Source organism: Bacillus sp. 01N42_2 (assembly GCF_056399565.1).
The window spans coordinates 482720-498418 of the sequence record NZ_JBFTRO010000001.1 but is presented as its reverse complement, the minus strand read 5'-3'; the positions used below and the strand labels follow the sequence as shown (position 1 = coordinate 498418).

The window sequence follows — 15699 nt, the reverse complement described above, 5'->3', positions numbered from 1 at the left end:
GCTTTTTTATTTTTAGTAATTATATACTAATTAGTTATAGTGAAAAAAGAATCGTTATTCTAAAACTAGTTTACAATTTATCCCTTATTTGATTAATATATTGTTGTAGGTTCCAAATAATTCTATAAACTAGAGGAGATGGAGATATGAATTTTAAAAAAATAAAAGAGGAAAAAAGAATCACGATCCCGACACATTTGTTAGCCGGAGATGCGGAGCAATCAGGCAATAGCTTTGCTTGGAGCGGCTGGGTGCTTGTAGTACCGAGCCAAGAAGACAATCAAAACCCGAATTTGAATTTCAATGATTTAGCCGTTCAGAATTAGATTCATCCGTTTGGAACCTACGCATCTTAGAAAAGGCGGTGAGAGTTTGACACAGGAGTATATAAGAGAAATTAAGCGGGGAGCACTGTCATGGATTGTTGAGAATATCCATTATTTTGATATGAATCATAAAGTAGCGAACGATTTCAGATGGCGGCTTAAAACATTTATAGAGCTTATTTTTCTTACCAATTACCTGATTAGAAATCAGGCAGATGATAAGGAAGTTGCTGTTTTAACGGAATTTATTACAGAAAGGCTCCGTAATGATCAGCTTGAAGAATTTATTCATTTTGATCCGGACGGCCTTGCCGGATTGGCTATTGCAGGTGAATTTCTTGTCTTAACTGATCACCCGACACGGGCTTCAGTGATATGGGAGCTGGAAAAATTCACGGCGTCTCGTTTTGATGAAAGCCTTGCTAAAATTCCTTTTCGAAAAATGGATCTGAAGTACAGTCTGCAAAGAGCAGGCGTAAATTTAGAAATGCCGGATTTTTCTGATTTATATTGCTACACGGCAGCCGGTCAAAATATCCCAAATACATATATGACTGACCATGATGCGTACAGTATAACTCATACGATTTTTTATATAACAGATATGGGATGTTCTTCGCTTACAGATAAAGAGTATCATCTGCCCTCCTTAAAAGAAAAGGTCCTGAAATTTCTCGGGATTTATATATGTCTTGAGAATTTAGATATTACCAGTGAATTATTGATGTGCAGCTCTTTTTTACATATCGACATGGAAAAAGAAAATCATAAACCGCTCTATGAGGCAGCCTGGAATAAAATATTTCAGGGCCGAATGAAAGAAGGGAATATCCCGAGCATCACCTATCAACATAAACCCGGTTTAAAAGGTGAACAGCAAAGAGAAGATGTGTTTAAACACTGCTACCATACAACACTTGTCGCCGCGGGTGCCGCGCATGCTTGTCTTAGAGCAGAAAGGAACGATTAACTTGAACAGATTAGCTGAAGAGACAGATCAATTTTTATTATCTTTTGCTGAACAATCGCTTCCGGATATGAAGAGCATTCAGCTGTTTGCCGGCTTCTGCAAATACTACAGGAAGACGAGCCATTCTTCCGTTCTAAAAGAACATATTGAAAGGATTGCGGCAGCCTTCGTTGATAAGTCATGCTGGGAGGATCTGTTTCACTGCAATACGGCCATAGTCAATGAATTGATTCATATCTATTTAACATCAAAAACTTATAAAAAGAAGCAGGGATTGCAAGCGGATGATCAGATCATACGTCATGGATTGCAAAACGGATATCTTACAAAAAAAGAATGGCCTTATTTTAAATACGCCGAATTAGTCGGTTTGCTGAACGAACTGGAAATGCCATTTGATCAGGAAAAAGTCCGTTTTTACAAAAATTCGATGTTTCAGCCTTTGCTCCGCGACGCATGGAAAAGAACAGCTGAAAACGAGCTTGAGTTTATTGAGTACTGTCTTCTTCATTTGAATAAGGGGGAGCATCAGCTTCATCCCGGCTTGAAGGCTTCCATTCAAAAATGGCTTGTGTTTTGTCTCAGCAGCCGAAAAATGAAACAGCTTTGCACTATGTTATTGATCCAATCGTGTATCGATCCTTTTTTTTATGGCTGTCAAGCAGCCCTTCATTACATAAATAACGGGAATCCATCCATTCAATGTGCTCCGGCTCTTCTGCCGGCGATTGAGATTCTGAATCTGGAGTGTGGAACATGCAGATAGTAAAGGGACATTTTAATATAAAAAAAACAGAAGAATGGCTGCTGGGTTTTTGGAAGAACCTTCAGCTGCAGCCGGAAGAGATGGAAGCTGATGACCTTATGCACCTGTTTTGCGGTTTAGCGGCATGTCATCATTTTGAAAGCAGAAAGGATACAGAGGAAGTTATTCTATTCCTAGACCGTTATTTCGGAGAAAAAACACATGAATGCCACCCGGTCCTGTTCGCGTATGCGTATCATGTTTACCGCAGGATGGATGCCGCAAAAAGCATTTTTTTTCATAACGGACTGGAACAAATGGTCCGCGGTTTACAAGAGGAACTGAAATCAGAGCCCGCCTCTATGATCCTCATGGTGTTAGCAGCTTATTTTGGGGCAGTGACCCCGGAAGAGCTGATCATTTTCTTAGAAACTGCAATGAAACGGGAGGCCGATTTGCTCACGGCACCGGGCGGCATGCAGGAAGAACAGGCGGATGCCCTTTATGCCGTCTCTTATTTGCAAATGAAAGAATTACAGCCTTTTCTCACAAAATGGTACAAAACATCGGACTTTGCTTTCTCAGGTTTAATGTTAGCCGAGTGCAGAAAGTATCACATTGATGCCGTTGCGAAATACACAGCCATTATGAAATTTCTTCGGTTCGATGAGGCTCTTTTTATACAGGAAGGGCGGGAATTTCTACGCTTTCAGCAGCGAAGCAGCGGGAGCTTCGGTTATTTGAATCCATTAGCGATGGATCAAGGGAAGGCCAGCGGCAAATTGCTGGACCGTCAGTATTTTCTGCCGTCCGCTCATTATGCCGCCGCCTCTCTGTCTATGCTGTAATGTCTCTCCTTTGAAAGACGGAAAAAGAAATCAATAAACAAATAAGAAAGTAGATCGCTATAACCGTCACGGAATAGGGAATGTTTAACGTTGAAATTGCATCACCCGCGTTTTTATTTACATAAGCAACGAGATTTAAATGCGGAAATAGTGTGAATTTATACCACGTAAATTGAGCAAGCAAATCTGTCCCGCCCAATATACTGCCGGCAAACAGCAGTAAAACGGATAAGCAAAGGGAGAGAGCTTGGCTTTTGAACAATACTGACAAAGTGAACGCGATGGTGACAATACTTATAATTGAAATGAAACGCAAAAGAAGAATGATCCCGGATGCTTTTAAGGAACTGATGGTATACAGACTGTCATTTAAATGAGTATAGACGAGCGGATATGAAGCATTGGAAAAACCGAATAACACGCCGCCGATCAGCAAACAGCTCACACAGTAAAACAAATAAACCATACCGGTAAACAGAAGGGACGCGAGAAATTTTGATGCTAAGATCCGCCATCTTCGGTTCGGGCTTGTGGCGATAAACTTAATCGTCCCAAGGGCAAACTCTTTAGAAACAACCCCGCAGACGGTTAAAATCGCGGTTAAGCTTACGAAAATCTCAAGTCCGTTTGAAGTAACCGTGCCGAAAAACCTCCAGCCGCTCCATTCATAGGGGTTGATGTTATGCTCTAAATAATAGTCTTTATTCTTAACATCAGCAGAATAATAAACGCCTGTCGTTTCAGCCGGTTTATCAATTTCTTCCTGTTTTTTTTCGGCGAGAAGCCGTTCCTTCCAATTGTTATCCGAGGAAGCATCTAACTCATGATTCATAATAAGGCCTGCCAGCAAAACGATGAGAAACAGGAAAAAAAGAGATAAAAGCGTGCCTTTTTTTCGGGTTATTTTTATGAATTCGTTCTGCGCCAGATGAAATATGCTCATACCGCGTCCTCCTGATCTGTAATCATCATGTATTTTTCTTCCAACGACAGAGTTCTTGCAGAAACGCGGGAAATCAGAATCTCTTTCTCTGCCAAAGATTTAATAACATACGGGATGGTATCTTCTTCCGCTTCCAATTCAATGATGCGGCTGTCTTTTTGCTTTACTTGAAGAATACCTTCCTGTTCCAAAATTTCTTTCGCCCTTTCAGGATGATTGACCGTGACGGTAAACAGCTTTTTCTGGGCAGGGTCATTTCTTTTCTTCATTTCTTCAATTCCTAAAATCCGGCCCTTTTTGATATAGGCAACCCTGTCGCAAATTTCCTCCATTTCAGATAATAAATGGCTTGATAATAAAATAGAAACCTCTTGCTTCGCTAAATCAGAAAGAATGGTGCGCAATTCTCTCATTCCTTTAGGATCGAGGCCATTCATCGGTTCATCCAGAATTAATAACCCGGGATTGTGAAGAAGAGAATAAGCGAGCCCCAAGCGCTGTTTCATACCTAATGAGAAATGTTTCACTTTTTTACGGGCAGCCTGCTCTAATCCGACTTTTGCAAGGATATTCATGAGGTCATCCGTTTTCATCGAGGTGCTCCGCAGTCTGGTGAAATATTTCAGGTTTTGCAAAGCGGTCATATTCGGATACATGTCCGGGCCTTCGATGATAACCCCGATATGATTCATAAAATATTCAAAGTCGCTGTCCGGTCTGCCCCTGAACGAAATGGTTCCTTCCGTTTTTTTAATGAGCTGTACGATCATTCTGAAAATAGTGGTTTTTCCCGAGCCGTTCGGTCCGAGAAGGCCGAAAATCTCACCTTTTCTCACATCGAAAGAAATTGACTGTACAATCGGAGTATGATTGATGGTTTTAGAAACATTTTTCAATATCAGGGCCGGTTCAGTCATAATATTTGCACACCTTCCTTATGAATTAGGATAAAAGCCGTCAAAACCGAAGAACATGCTTCCGATCAGACCGGCTGCGATTAAAATGAGAGCAATGCTATACCACATTTTGCGATTCAATGGTTTCCCTCCTTACAACGCTGACATTCCATTTGAAATAGCGCAAAAAGATGCGGAATATCAGTTTCGAAAGATCAAATCCGGCCATAAACACTGCCATACCGGCTCCGAGGACAATACATCCGTTAAAGATGGCTGTTATAATCGGCACTTTTACGAGGAGAAAGAATGATCCGGTCATCAGCATAAGGCCGATCGCCATCAAACTTAACACCGTAACAGAGGCAAAAAGAAACGGTGTCAGCATAAACATGAAGTTGAACATGCCCATACCCAGCAGCAGGCCGAATGCCTTGAAAAAGGAGCGCCATGTCTTCTGCTCCTGGGCATTATTGATGAAAATATCCGCTTTTAGAGTGCGCGCAAGTGTTTTGGGATTACCTAAATTGCCGGCGATTTGTTCATCGCTTTTTCCTTCAGCCCCGCCCATGTCAAATATTTCGCTGATATCCGCGAGTATCTCTTTTTGCTCAAATTCCGGCAGATCTTTGATTTCCCGCCGGAGATGTTTTAAATATTGGTCTTTACACATTCATTTTCCCTCCTTAATGATGCTGTTCACTTTTTCGGACAGGTCAAGCCATTCCGATTTTAATGTGTGATGATAAAAGGCGCCTTCTTCTGTTACTTTGTAATATTTGCGTGACGGGCCTTGATCTGAAGCTGCTGTATACGTTTTTAAATAGTTATTTTTTGTGAGTCTTCGTAATATGGGGTAGATGGTGCCCTCCGATACAGGGAACGTTTCACTTATGATCTTGATTAATTCATAACCATATAAATCTTCATAAAGAAGCAGGGATAACACACAAAGTTCCAACGCTCCTTTTCGTAATTGGCTACTCATTTACTATCATTCCCATCATATCTAATAATTGTATTCTCTATACAGTGTATTGCACAGTAGTAAATCAAGCAATAATTCCCAAGAACCATTTGGGGTGAGGAATTGAATCTTTATGCTTATGGGCGGGCGGGAACCGAGTTATGCAGGCCTTGCGGGAAGAAGACCTCATGAACAATGTTTACATTAATATAGATCAGGTTGTACGTCATTGACAAATGGCAAAAACCCCTTTTTCCATGACAAGGAAAGGGGGTTTTTCCGTTATTCGGCCATTTTTTCTAAATTGCCGTTCCGGTCCATTTTGAAGGACGGGGAGGCGTGTTCGTCTTCTTCAAATAAAACTAGTTTTCTGGCTCTGTTCATAATTTTAACCAAGGTTTCGTAGTCTTCCTGAATGGTTTTTTGGTCTTTTTCAAGCTTTTCGACGGCCGCTTCCAGCTGCTCGGTTTTAGACTGCAATTCTTTGTTTTCCCGTTTTAAACGGTCATTTTCCATTTGCAGGGAGGAAGTTTGCTTTCCGCTGCCTTCATAGCTCTGCAGAAATTGAATGACGTCTGCCATTGTGAGCTCCGCCTTTTGGCTCGGCTGCTGAGGCGCCAGCAAATGTGATAAACTAGCTAACTCTTCCTTGAAGCTTTCATCGACATAAGGCATATGTTCGCCGGACATGACGGCTTGCCGGTCTTCTTTAGGCGCTTCTGCTTGAACCGTCTCTTCGGCTGCGGTTTCCTGCATGATATCCGCTTCCGGAGCAGGCGGCTGATATAATAGTTTCTTCTTGGCCGGCTGTCCGTTTCCGAGCGCGCGCATCCGCTGTTTCCGCTGTTTTTTGGCGAGCTGAAGCGCTTTTTCGTATTGATGGCGGACGACGGCATTCCATCTGAATCCGCACGCTGCCGACGTTCTGTTTAACTTATCGCCTACCTCTTCAAAGGCGTTCAGCTGCGTGCTTCCTTCCCGAACGTGACGGAGCACGGTTTCCGCAAGCAGCAGGTCGTTTTCTTCTGACCAGGCGTCCTGTCTTTGTTTTGTCAATGTTCTCAACCCCCAATATCTTTGATGGTATTAGAATGTCCAGATTGGAAAATATTTATACAAATTGGCTGAAAGAATGAGAGATACGCAGAGCCTTGCAGGATAAGATGAATCCTTGTACAATGAGATGTGATGTGATTTTTTTCGTTTTTAAAATTAAGATTTAACATAGAGGAACATTGAATGAAGGGAAGCGTACATCATGGCTAATGAATTCCGAGTGTGTGATGATTGCCAAGCCACCAATATTAAGACATTGCTGCCGCGTTTAAAAGAAGCTGACCCGGATGCAAAAGTGGAGGTCGGCTGTCAGTCATATTGCGGGCCCGGACGCAAAAAATCGTTTGCTTTCGTAAACAACCGCCCGCTGTCGGCGCCGACTGAGGACGAGCTGATTGAGAAAGTGAAAAAGAAGATCAAAAAGTAAATGTGTGTTTCGACAGCCTCGCCCGATGGGTCAGGCTTTTTTGCTTCAAAAAAATCAGTTTCGGAAAAAGTGGAACAAAACGCCGGACAAATTCAAGGATGTTTTCAAAAGACTGAGCCGATATAATAGAATCACGGCTAAAAAAAAGAGGGAATGACGATGGCGTATCCAAATGGAAAATTATCAGAAGAAAAAGTGTTTAAAGATCCCGTTCACCGCTATGTACATGTGCGGGACAAGCTGATCTGGGATTTGATCGGCACCCGTGAATTTCAGCGGCTGCGCCGGATCAAACAACTCGGTACGACGTATTTGACGTTTCACGGCGCGGAACACAGCCGTTTTAACCATTCTCTCGGCGTCTATGAGATTGTCAGAAGAATGGTTGACGATGTTTTTAAAGGGCGCCCTGAATGGGATGACAATGAACGCGAACTCTGTCTCAGCGCCGCGCTTTTGCACGATTTGGGACATGGGCCGTTTTCGCATTCCTTTGAAAAGGTTTTTCATCTGGATCATGAAGACTTTACGAGAGAAATTATTCTCGGCGATACCGAGGTGAATCAGGTTCTCAGAAAGGCGGGTCCCGGATTTCCGCAGGATGTTGCAGAAGTCATTGCTAAAACATACAGAAACAAACAGGTGGTCAGCCTGATTTCGAGCCAGATTGACGCCGACCGGATGGATTATCTTCAGCGGGACGCGTACTATACGGGCGTCAGCTACGGACATTTTGATATGGAACGGATTTTAAGGGTGATGCGTCCGCGTGAGGACCAGATCGTCATTAAGCAAAGCGGCATGCACGCCGTCGAAGACTATATTATGAGCCGCTATCAAATGTATTGGCAGGTGTATTTTCATCCCGTGACGAGAAGCGCTGAAGTCATTTTGACGAAAATCCTCCACCGTGCGAAGCAGCTCCATGAAGAAGGGTATATCTTCACGCATGCTCCCGTTCATTTTTATTCCATCTTTGAAGGGAAGCTGACGCTTGAGGATTATCTGAAGTTAGATGAAGCTATCATTTTATATTATTTCCAGGCTTGGGAGGATGAAGAGGATCAGATTCTGTCCGACTTGTGCCGCCGCTTTATTAACCGCCAGCTGTTTCAGTATGCCGAATTTAACCCGAATGAGGAAATGTCGGCTTATTTTGAACTGACTGCTCTGTTTAAAGAGGCGGGAATTGATCCCAATTATTATTTGGTGGTCGATTCTTCATCGGATCTGCCGTATGATTTTTACCGACCGGGTGAAGAGGAGGAGCGTCTGCCGATTCATCTGTTAACGCAGAACGGCCAGATCAAAGAGCTGTCCAGGCAGTCCGCCATTGTCGAATCCATTTCGGGGAAACTGCGGACGGATCATAAGCTGTACTATCCGATGGACCTCATTTTTGACGATTCAGAAAACCCTGAAGCGAAATTAAAAATCCGGCAGCTGCTGGGACTGACATAAAAGGATTTTGGTAAAGAAGGAAAAGGAGATGTCGGGAATTTGTTGAAAGAACATGCAAAACTGATGAAGGTGTTCTCGGATTCTGGAGAAATCATCGGGCGGAAAAAGCTGCAGAAAATCATTTATATCGCGAAGAAAATGCAGTATCCTTTCTACGAAAAATATGATTTTCATTTTTACGGCCCGTATTCCGAAGAACTGACGCTTCGAATTGAAGAGCTGTGCAATCTTGGGTTTCTGGATGAGGTGAAGGAAAAAAAGGGCGGCTACTTTCAATACCGGTATTCGCTGACGGAGACGGGCGCTGAGTTTTTACATCACGCGGAGCTGACGATGCCGGATATGAAGAAGTACATCGACAGCGTCAACAGCCGTTCATCCCGGTTTCTGGAGCTGGTGTCTACGATTTTGTATTTTGACGGCCTTGAAGCTGAGGAAAAGAAAGAGAAAGTGTTTACGATAAAGAGCAAGCAGAAATATACAGATGAAGAATATGATGAGGCGCTTCACTACATAGAAGAGCTGAAACACATTTGTTAAAGGCGATGGCTTTCGTCTTTTTTTATGTAAAAACCAGGCCGCAACATGCGGGCCTGGTTTTGTTTATTGTCTCAATTTGCTGTGCTTGTACGAATATAAAAAGTAAACGATCACGCCGATGATCAGCCAGGCGGCAAAATAAAGCCACGTTTTCAGCGGCAGATTGACCATTAAAAACAAACAGCAGATAATGGCCAAAATCGGCAGTACGGGAACGAAAGGCACTTTAAATCCCCGAGGCAGATCCTTATGAGTGCGGCGCAGAATCAGCACGGACAGACTGACCATGGCGAATGTCAGCAATGCGCCGATGTTTGAGAGATCCGACAGTTCTTTCAGATCAACAAAACCCGCAATGCATGCACTGATCAGTCCGATCAGCCACGTATTAAAGATCGGCGCTCCCGATTTCTTTCCGACAATGGTAAAGACTTTCGGCAGCATTCCGTCTCTTGCCATCGCCAAGGATATGCGGGTCGCTGCATACGTATGCGCGAGAATGACGGCCATCAGCCCGATCACCGCTCCTGCAGCGATCACGCCCGCCACCGCATTTTGTCCGACAGTCTGCAATACATAAGACATGGCTTCCGGCACATTTAGCTGTGTATACGGAACCATCCCCGTCATGACGAGACAGACAATGACGTATACTAATGTACAGATCACCAGTGAACCGATAATGCCGATCGGCAGGTTGCGCTGCGGTTTTTTGACCTCTTCAGCCGAAGCGGAAATCGCGTCAAACCCGAGAAACGCAAAAAAGACGGCAGAAGCCCCTGTGATGACGCCTTTCATTCCAAAAGGCATAAAAGGATGCCAATTGCCCGGCTTTACAAAAAAGCTGCCTGTGATGATAAACAGCAAAACAATTCCGATTTTTACGAGAACCATTATATTATTAAATGTTTTGCTCTCTTTGGAGCCGCGTGACAGAACGACCGCAATTAATAGAGTAATGATGATGGCAGGAAGGTTGACGATGCCTCCCTGGCTCGGCACGTGCAGCAGACTGTCCGGCAAAGGCATGCCGATTTCGGCTAACAGATTATTGAAATAGCTTGACCAGCCGCTTGCGACCGCGGATGCCGTCACCATATAAACGGATAAGAGCGTCCAGCCCATTAAATGGCCGATAATTTCTCCCATCGTCGTGTAAGAGTAAATATAAGCACTTCCGTAAACCGGGAGAACAGAAGCGATTTCGGCGTAACATAATGCTGCAAGGCTGCAGACAACGGCTGCAATGATAAAAGAAAAGATAACGGAAGGCCCGGCGTTTTTCGCGGCCGTAATGCCTGTAAGGACCATGACACCCGTCCCGATGACGGCGCCGATGCCCAGTAATGTTAAATCAAATCCACCCATCGTTTTGGCAGTCTGCCTGTTTCTGCTTTGTTCAAGCAGCTGGGTGATGTCTTTTTTTTGTAGGATATTCCGCAACACGCATCCCTCCATCCGAAAGCAAAAACCAAGAGGAGCTCTTTGGCTTTTACCCGTGTCACATCTTCTGTGTAATCAACAATCCTGTGTTCTGTTTCCCTGTCTGTTTCGTTTCTTTTCCAATCATATTGTCTGCCGCATCCGATCAGATCAGCCACCTTTATGATTTTACCTGAATCGTGTCTATAAAACCAGCATTGCATAAAAGGATATGGTAAAAAAGAGGGAGACAAAAGTCTGGACAAGGCAGGATAAAAGTTGCGGGCATTCCGGCCGGAATTTTGACTTTCTCCGTAAGGTATCAGTAAAATGTAATAAAAAACTAACAAATGATGATGGATGCATCTTGAAATGGGGAGTTTCTGCATGAAGCACGATAACTTGCAAGCAAATGTACTGGATTACGCTCTTACAAAGTATTTAAAGAGCACGAAAAAGCTTGATGAGGCGACAATTCCGAAGAGTATCAACAATATCAGAGGATTTATTCTGAGGATTATTTACCGGCACGGCACGTGTACGATTAAAGATATATTGCAGGAGGTTACATTATCACCTTCCGCCACGACAACCGCTCTCAATCATTTAGAAAAAGAAGGGTTCGTGGAAAGGTCGAGAAACAACGAAGACCGCCGCACGGTATGGATGACGCTTTCCGAATCGGGAAAAATGGCGGCCATGCAAATGATTGAAAACCGGCAGCTGCTGATTGACGAACTGTTCGAAGCATTGACAGAGGAAGAAAAGAAAATCTTTTTCAGCCTGGTTGAAAAGGTTGTGAAATAAGCCGGCCTGCGTACAGCATTGCCGGCCTTTATCAAGGATTACTCCGTATCGCTGATCCGTTTGCCGGCGACGGCGTAATGATCCTTTCTCATTTCTTCAATCATGACAATGATCTTTTCTTCGGCTGCGCCTGTCGTTTCTTTGACGGCTTCTGTTACTTTTTCAACCAGATTCCGTTTTTGTTCATCTGTGCGGCCTTCAAGCATTTTAACGGTTACGAGCGGCATGGTGCTGATCCTCCTTTATCGTTTCCTCTCTTTGGAAGAGAGATCACTTATAGTATACTGAATGAAGGACAATCTTGCATTTTTAAAAAAAGGGGATTTTTACATTTGGACAGATTTTTATATTATCCGCTGGAGCTTATGCCCTATGTCGTCATTACGCTGATCGTGGCATTTACGATGCATGAACTGGCGCACGCGTATGTCGCGTATCGGTTCGGTGATGATACAGCGGCGAGACAGGGAAGATTAACGCTCAATCCGATTAAACATCTTGATGTTTTCGGAACCATTCTTATTTTGGTCGCGGGTTTCGGCTGGGCCCGTCCGGTGCCGGTGAACCGCCGCGCCTTTAAAAGACCGCGGCTGGCCGGGGTGCTGGTTTCCGTCGCCGGGCCTGTAAGCAACCTGCTTCTTGCCTTTATCGGTTTCTTTTTGCTAGTGTTGATGCATGCTTACGGAATGGAGCTGCTTTCGGCATTCAGCATGGGGCTTGACCGCTTTTTCTCTATTTGGATTCAGCTGAATCTCGCACTGTGTTTATTCAACCTGCTGCCGCTTCCTCCGCTTGACGGCTACCGGATTATTGAGGATCTCGTGCCGCCGCGGGTGCGCGCGAAAATGACTCAATTTGAGAGCTACGGGATCATCGTGTTTCTCGTTTTGTTTGTGACACCGGTCGGCTCCTATGTCGTGTGGCCGCTGTTAAGCGAGGGTAGAGACTGGATTCTCAAGGTTTTTGCCATTATATTTCAACCGCTTTTGTAGGAGGGTATTTTCATGGAAGAAAAAAAGAAAAAAACAATCGGATTTAATATCATTAAAAGTGATCCGACCGACGGACATGGCGGTTTCGGCGCCGGATCGCTGAGCCTTGACAATATTTCTCCGGTATTTGTCGATGTGGAAGAGAAGGAAGCCTTCGTCGATATCGGCGCCATGCACGCCCGCAGTGTCGTAGAAAAAGGGATCAAATTCCTGCCGAACAAGGATGAAGTGCCGAACGGAAAACCGTACTGGCTCGTGTGGGTCACCATTGACAGAAAAGAAGAAGGCCCTTATTACGCGGGTGTGACGGCTTGTGAAATGACCGTGGACAGAAGTATCCGCAGAGGTTATAAGTCATTGCCGGAGCATGTGAATTTAATGGATAAATCAATGAAGCGCCGCATTATCGTGGATAAAATGGATGACAGCTCAAAGCAGGTGCTTGCTGAATTTCTTCAGAAGCATGACCAAGGGCTCTGGGACCGTTCATCTGATGAATTGAAGACGGGTCTGCTTCCGGAAGAAAAATAATTTGTGAACTTTTTGTGAACTTTATAAATATTTGCACTATTTTACATTTTTACTGAGTAAACTGTTGATACAGAATCAGGACATGGAAAGTCCCGAGCCGAACCAAGACTCGGGGTTTTTCATGTTGAGCGGAGGTTTCATCATGTTCACCGTATTTGAAATCGGGCCTTGGGTCATTGAAGCAGATGCGGCGGAAACGAGAAAACAATATGAAAAATCATGGGCTGATCCTTGCGATTGCGGGAGCTGCCGGAACTTTTCCGAGGCGATGAATCTCCTTCCCGCCGAGAAAACAAGGCTGTTTACGCAGTTTGGGATTCGTCCGGCTGTCTGCCGCGACTTAGGGGAGCATGGAAAGGAAAACGGCCTGCATCATTATGCGGGGAGTTATCCGATTGTCGGCAGGCCTAGGGAAGGCTGGCCGGAGTATCATATTGAGAGAGCGGGAGATATCCGCTTTTCATTTTCTTTGCCGAGTACAACATTTTTTATACCGAAGGATTTTCCAGATCCTATAATTCATCTCGACTTTTCACTCTTGCTCCCATGGGTGCTTGAGGAAGATGCGGAGTAAAGCCCGGCGCACGATGCACCGGGCTTAGTCTTTTTTGCCGAGCCACTTATCCCACCACTTTCTGCGCGGAGGTTCCTTGCGGGTTGGAGCGTGTTCCTTTTCTTTTTTAGACGGTTCCGGTCCGTAGCACACATCCGCGGGCTCAGTGCCTGCGATGAAATACGTATAATGCTTTGCGGCGCATCCGGGTCCGGAAGTGTAGCCGGATGCGGGATCGATATAGACGCCCGTGACGCCCTTCGGCGGTTTAAGCGCTATTTCCGGTTCTCCTCTAAGCGCCTTCTCCATAAAGTCCGCCCAAATCGTCTTCGCATAGCTCTTTTCCTCTACGGAATCTATCGTGCTGCTTTTGTCATAGCCTGTCCAAATACCGGCAGCAAGAGCGGGATTAAAGCCGATCATCCAGCTGTCCGCGCTTGTGGTGCCTGATTTCCCGCCGTACGTCCGGGTCAGCCTGTCTGAAATGGTGCGTCCTGTGACGGAAGTATAGCCGTTTAAATCCTGATCAAACATGCCCGTCATCATGCTCGCTGTCACAAATGCGGCTTTTTTATCGAGCGCCTGCTGATGTCTGCGCGGCTGTTCATACAAGACATTGCCGGCAGTATCCGTCACTTTTGTGATAAAGGAAGGGGTGATTTGTTTCCCTCCGTTTGCGAGCATCGCGTAGGCATTGACCATTTCAATCGGGCGCACGGGTTCAGTTCCGAGCGCCAGAGACGGAAGGGGCTTTAAATGTTCGCTGATGCCGAATTCCTTTGCCGCCGACACGAGCTTATTCATGCCGAGAAAGAGATGGGTCTTCACGGCATAGATGTTGTCTGATAACGCAAGCGCCTGAAGCAGCGTAATCGGTTTATTGGCGTAGTAGCCGTTGTAATTGCTTGGAGAATAAGTATCTCCGTTATCGTCAATCTGAAACTCTGTTTCTTCGCTTTTCATCAGCGTGACCGGAGTAAAGCCGCTTTGAATCGCTTTGTAGTATAAAAGCGGTTTGATCGTGGAAGCCGGCTGGCGTTTCGCCTGTGTCGCCCGGTCAAACGGGCTTTTTTCGTAATCACGTCCGCCGATCAGCGCAAGTACGCGCCCTGTTGCCGGATCAATCGCGGAAAAGCCGACCTGAATGTCAGAGCCGGTACGGATCGTATGTGCCACAGTGTTTTCTGCGATCCGCTGCATGCGCTTATCAAGCGTTGTATAAACACGCAGCCCGCTTGTTGTCAGCTGTTCGCGCGTCATCCCGAGCTTTTTCTCGAGTTCTTTCATCGCATCATCGTAAAAATAAGGCGCCGTTTTTGCCGCGGTTCTGTTTTTCAGCGGCTGATAGGCAAGCGGTGTTTTCTTGAGTTTTTCCGCCTTTTCTTTTGAGATCATTTTCTGTTCGGTCATCAATCGGAGAATCGTTTCCTGGCGCTGTTTGGCCTTCTTTTCACTGACATAAGGCGAATAGCCGGACGGGCCTTTCGGTATGCCTGCCAGAAGCACGGCTTCCGCATCGTTCAGATCTTTGGCGTGTTTGCCGAAATACAAGCGGGAGGCGGCTTCGATTCCATATGCGCCGTGGCCGTAATATATCGTATTTACATAACCTTCTAAAATCTCGTTTTTAGAATAGTTCTGTTCAAGGCGGATCGTATAAAATGCTTCATTCCATTTTCGTTTCCATGTCTTATCATGCTCAAGATAGAGGTTTCTTGCGTATTGCTGGGTGATGGTGCTGGCGCCCTGAACCTTGGCCATTGCTTTTATGTCAGCAAGCGCGGCAGCGGCCATCCGCCGGTAATCAAATCCGTGGTGGCTGTAAAAGTTTTGATCTTCTACCGCAATGGCGGCCTGCACCGCCATCGGATTAATATCTTTTAACCGGACCCAATAGCGTTTTTCACCGAAATCGGTCTCCCCCAGCTTTGAGCCGTCATTTGCATAAAGAATCGTAGACTGAGGGACCCGGACGGAGGGGGCGCCCTGCCATTTCGCTGCAAGAAGAACGGATGTGAAGCAGACACCGGCCAGCATTCCGCCGATCAGTGTCAGAAAGATGCAGGCGCGGATGATTTTGAGCGTGATTCTGAGCTGTTTTCCAGATACTTTATCCACTTTTGGGAACCCCCTTTTTCATGATTCTATTATTATGTGAAAAAAGGGGGTTTTTTAAACATATCAAACCCGACACTTCTTTACTTTTTCCCCGCCA

At 45.1% G+C, this 15699-nt stretch carries 19 protein-coding genes; 11 read left to right on the top strand and 8 right to left on the bottom strand.

Going from position 1 to position 15699, the window contains the following annotated elements; genetic code table 11:
* The first annotated feature begins 146 nt into the window (after positions 1-146).
* The 4 genes from AC1DN5_RS02630 to AC1DN5_RS02615 are packed head-to-tail and all read left to right on the top strand — an operon-like array spanning position 147 to position 2889.
* Positions 147-326: a hypothetical protein gene (locus tag AC1DN5_RS02630; RefSeq protein WP_016937575.1), complete on the top strand. Its 180-nt coding sequence runs from the start codon at positions 147-149 to the stop codon at positions 324-326.
* A gap of 46 nt (positions 327-372) precedes the next feature.
* Positions 373-1296: a DUF6895 family protein gene (locus tag AC1DN5_RS02625; RefSeq protein ID WP_016937576.1), complete on the top strand. Its 924-nt coding sequence runs from the start codon at positions 373-375 to the stop codon at positions 1294-1296.
* A complete protein-coding gene (locus tag AC1DN5_RS02620; RefSeq protein WP_366969865.1) occupies positions 1265-2062 on the top strand; it encodes a hypothetical protein in 798 nt (265 codons plus the stop codon). The genes AC1DN5_RS02625 and AC1DN5_RS02620 overlap by 32 nt, the downstream gene beginning before the upstream one ends.
* Positions 2053-2889 (top strand): hypothetical protein, encoded by an 837-nt coding sequence (locus AC1DN5_RS02615; protein WP_366969864.1) that lies wholly within the window; start codon positions 2053-2055, stop codon positions 2887-2889. The genes AC1DN5_RS02620 and AC1DN5_RS02615 overlap by 10 nt, the downstream gene beginning before the upstream one ends.
* On the opposite strand, the gene AC1DN5_RS02610 is transcribed toward AC1DN5_RS02615, so the two are convergent.
* The 5 genes from AC1DN5_RS02610 to AC1DN5_RS02590 all read right to left on the bottom strand — a co-directional run bounded on the left by AC1DN5_RS02610 (position 2879) and on the right by AC1DN5_RS02590 (position 6751).
* A complete protein-coding gene (locus AC1DN5_RS02610; protein ID WP_366969863.1) occupies positions 2879-3832 on the bottom strand; it encodes an ABC transporter permease in 954 nt (317 codons plus the stop codon). The genes AC1DN5_RS02615 and AC1DN5_RS02610 overlap by 11 nt on opposite strands.
* The gene (locus AC1DN5_RS02605; RefSeq protein ID WP_366969862.1) at positions 3829-4749 is read right to left on the bottom strand and encodes an ABC transporter ATP-binding protein; all 921 of its coding nucleotides are present in this window, start codon (positions 4747-4749) and stop codon (positions 3829-3831) included. The genes AC1DN5_RS02610 and AC1DN5_RS02605 overlap by 4 nt, the downstream gene beginning before the upstream one ends.
* 97 nt (positions 4750-4846) lie before the next feature.
* Positions 4847-5401 (bottom strand): HAAS signaling domain-containing protein, encoded by a 555-nt coding sequence (locus AC1DN5_RS02600; RefSeq protein WP_366969861.1) that lies wholly within the window; start codon positions 5399-5401, stop codon positions 4847-4849.
* Positions 5402-5716 carry a PadR family transcriptional regulator gene (locus tag AC1DN5_RS02595; RefSeq protein WP_012118696.1) on the bottom strand — a complete coding sequence of 105 codons (315 nt, stop codon included), beginning with the start codon at positions 5714-5716 and terminating at the stop codon, positions 5402-5404.
* A gap of 261 nt (positions 5717-5977) precedes the next feature.
* On the bottom strand, positions 5978-6751 hold the full coding sequence (locus AC1DN5_RS02590; protein WP_366969860.1) for an RsfA family transcriptional regulator: 774 nt from the start codon (positions 6749-6751) through the stop codon (positions 5978-5980).
* A 202-nt stretch (positions 6752-6953) separates the two neighbouring features.
* On the opposite strand from AC1DN5_RS02590, the gene AC1DN5_RS02585 reads away from it, so the two are divergent.
* From AC1DN5_RS02585 to AC1DN5_RS02575, 3 genes are all read left to right on the top strand, one after another.
* Positions 6954-7178 carry a YuzB family protein gene (locus AC1DN5_RS02585; protein WP_003151034.1) on the top strand — a complete coding sequence of 75 codons (225 nt, stop codon included), beginning with the start codon at positions 6954-6956 and terminating at the stop codon, positions 7176-7178.
* 159 nt (positions 7179-7337) lie between these two features.
* On the top strand, positions 7338-8639 hold the full coding sequence (locus AC1DN5_RS02580; RefSeq protein ID WP_016937586.1) for an HD domain-containing protein: 1302 nt from the start codon (positions 7338-7340) through the stop codon (positions 8637-8639).
* Positions 8640-8678: 39 nt separating this feature from the next.
* Positions 8679-9179 (top strand): YwgA family protein, encoded by a 501-nt coding sequence (locus tag AC1DN5_RS02575; protein ID WP_007407653.1) that lies wholly within the window; start codon positions 8679-8681, stop codon positions 9177-9179.
* A gap of 63 nt (positions 9180-9242) precedes the next feature.
* On the opposite strand, the gene AC1DN5_RS02570 is transcribed toward AC1DN5_RS02575, so the two are convergent.
* Entirely contained in the window at positions 9243-10622 is a 1380-nt protein-coding gene (locus tag AC1DN5_RS02570) for an APC family permease (RefSeq protein WP_016937587.1), read from the bottom strand.
* Positions 10623-10988: 366 nt separating this feature from the next.
* Here AC1DN5_RS02570 and AC1DN5_RS02565 point away from each other — a divergent pair, with 366 nt between their 5' ends.
* On the top strand, positions 10989-11408 hold the full coding sequence (locus AC1DN5_RS02565; RefSeq protein WP_003151040.1) for a MarR family transcriptional regulator: 420 nt from the start codon (positions 10989-10991) through the stop codon (positions 11406-11408).
* Positions 11409-11446: 38 nt separating this feature from the next.
* On the opposite strand, the gene AC1DN5_RS02560 is transcribed toward AC1DN5_RS02565, so the two are convergent.
* A complete protein-coding gene (locus AC1DN5_RS02560; RefSeq protein ID WP_003151042.1) occupies positions 11447-11635 on the bottom strand; it encodes a 2-hydroxymuconate tautomerase in 189 nt (62 codons plus the stop codon).
* A gap of 105 nt (positions 11636-11740) precedes the next feature.
* Here AC1DN5_RS02560 and AC1DN5_RS02555 point away from each other — a divergent pair, with 105 nt between their 5' ends.
* The 3 genes from AC1DN5_RS02555 to AC1DN5_RS02545 all read left to right on the top strand — a co-directional run bounded on the left by AC1DN5_RS02555 (position 11741) and on the right by AC1DN5_RS02545 (position 13505).
* Positions 11741-12400, top strand: a complete 660-nt coding sequence (locus tag AC1DN5_RS02555; RefSeq protein ID WP_003151043.1) for a site-2 protease family protein — start codon at positions 11741-11743, stop codon at positions 12398-12400.
* Positions 12401-12412: 12 nt separating this feature from the next.
* Positions 12413-12931 (top strand): YwhD family protein, encoded by a 519-nt coding sequence (locus AC1DN5_RS02550; RefSeq protein ID WP_016937589.1) that lies wholly within the window; start codon positions 12413-12415, stop codon positions 12929-12931.
* 142 nt (positions 12932-13073) lie between these two features.
* Positions 13074-13505, top strand: a complete 432-nt coding sequence (locus AC1DN5_RS02545; protein WP_366969859.1) for a hypothetical protein — start codon at positions 13074-13076, stop codon at positions 13503-13505.
* 24 nt (positions 13506-13529) lie between these two features.
* On the opposite strand, the gene AC1DN5_RS02540 is transcribed toward AC1DN5_RS02545, so the two are convergent.
* The gene (locus AC1DN5_RS02540; RefSeq protein ID WP_064777896.1) at positions 13530-15602 is read right to left on the bottom strand and encodes a transglycosylase domain-containing protein; all 2073 of its coding nucleotides are present in this window, start codon (positions 15600-15602) and stop codon (positions 13530-13532) included.
* Positions 15603-15699 lie beyond the last annotated feature (97 nt).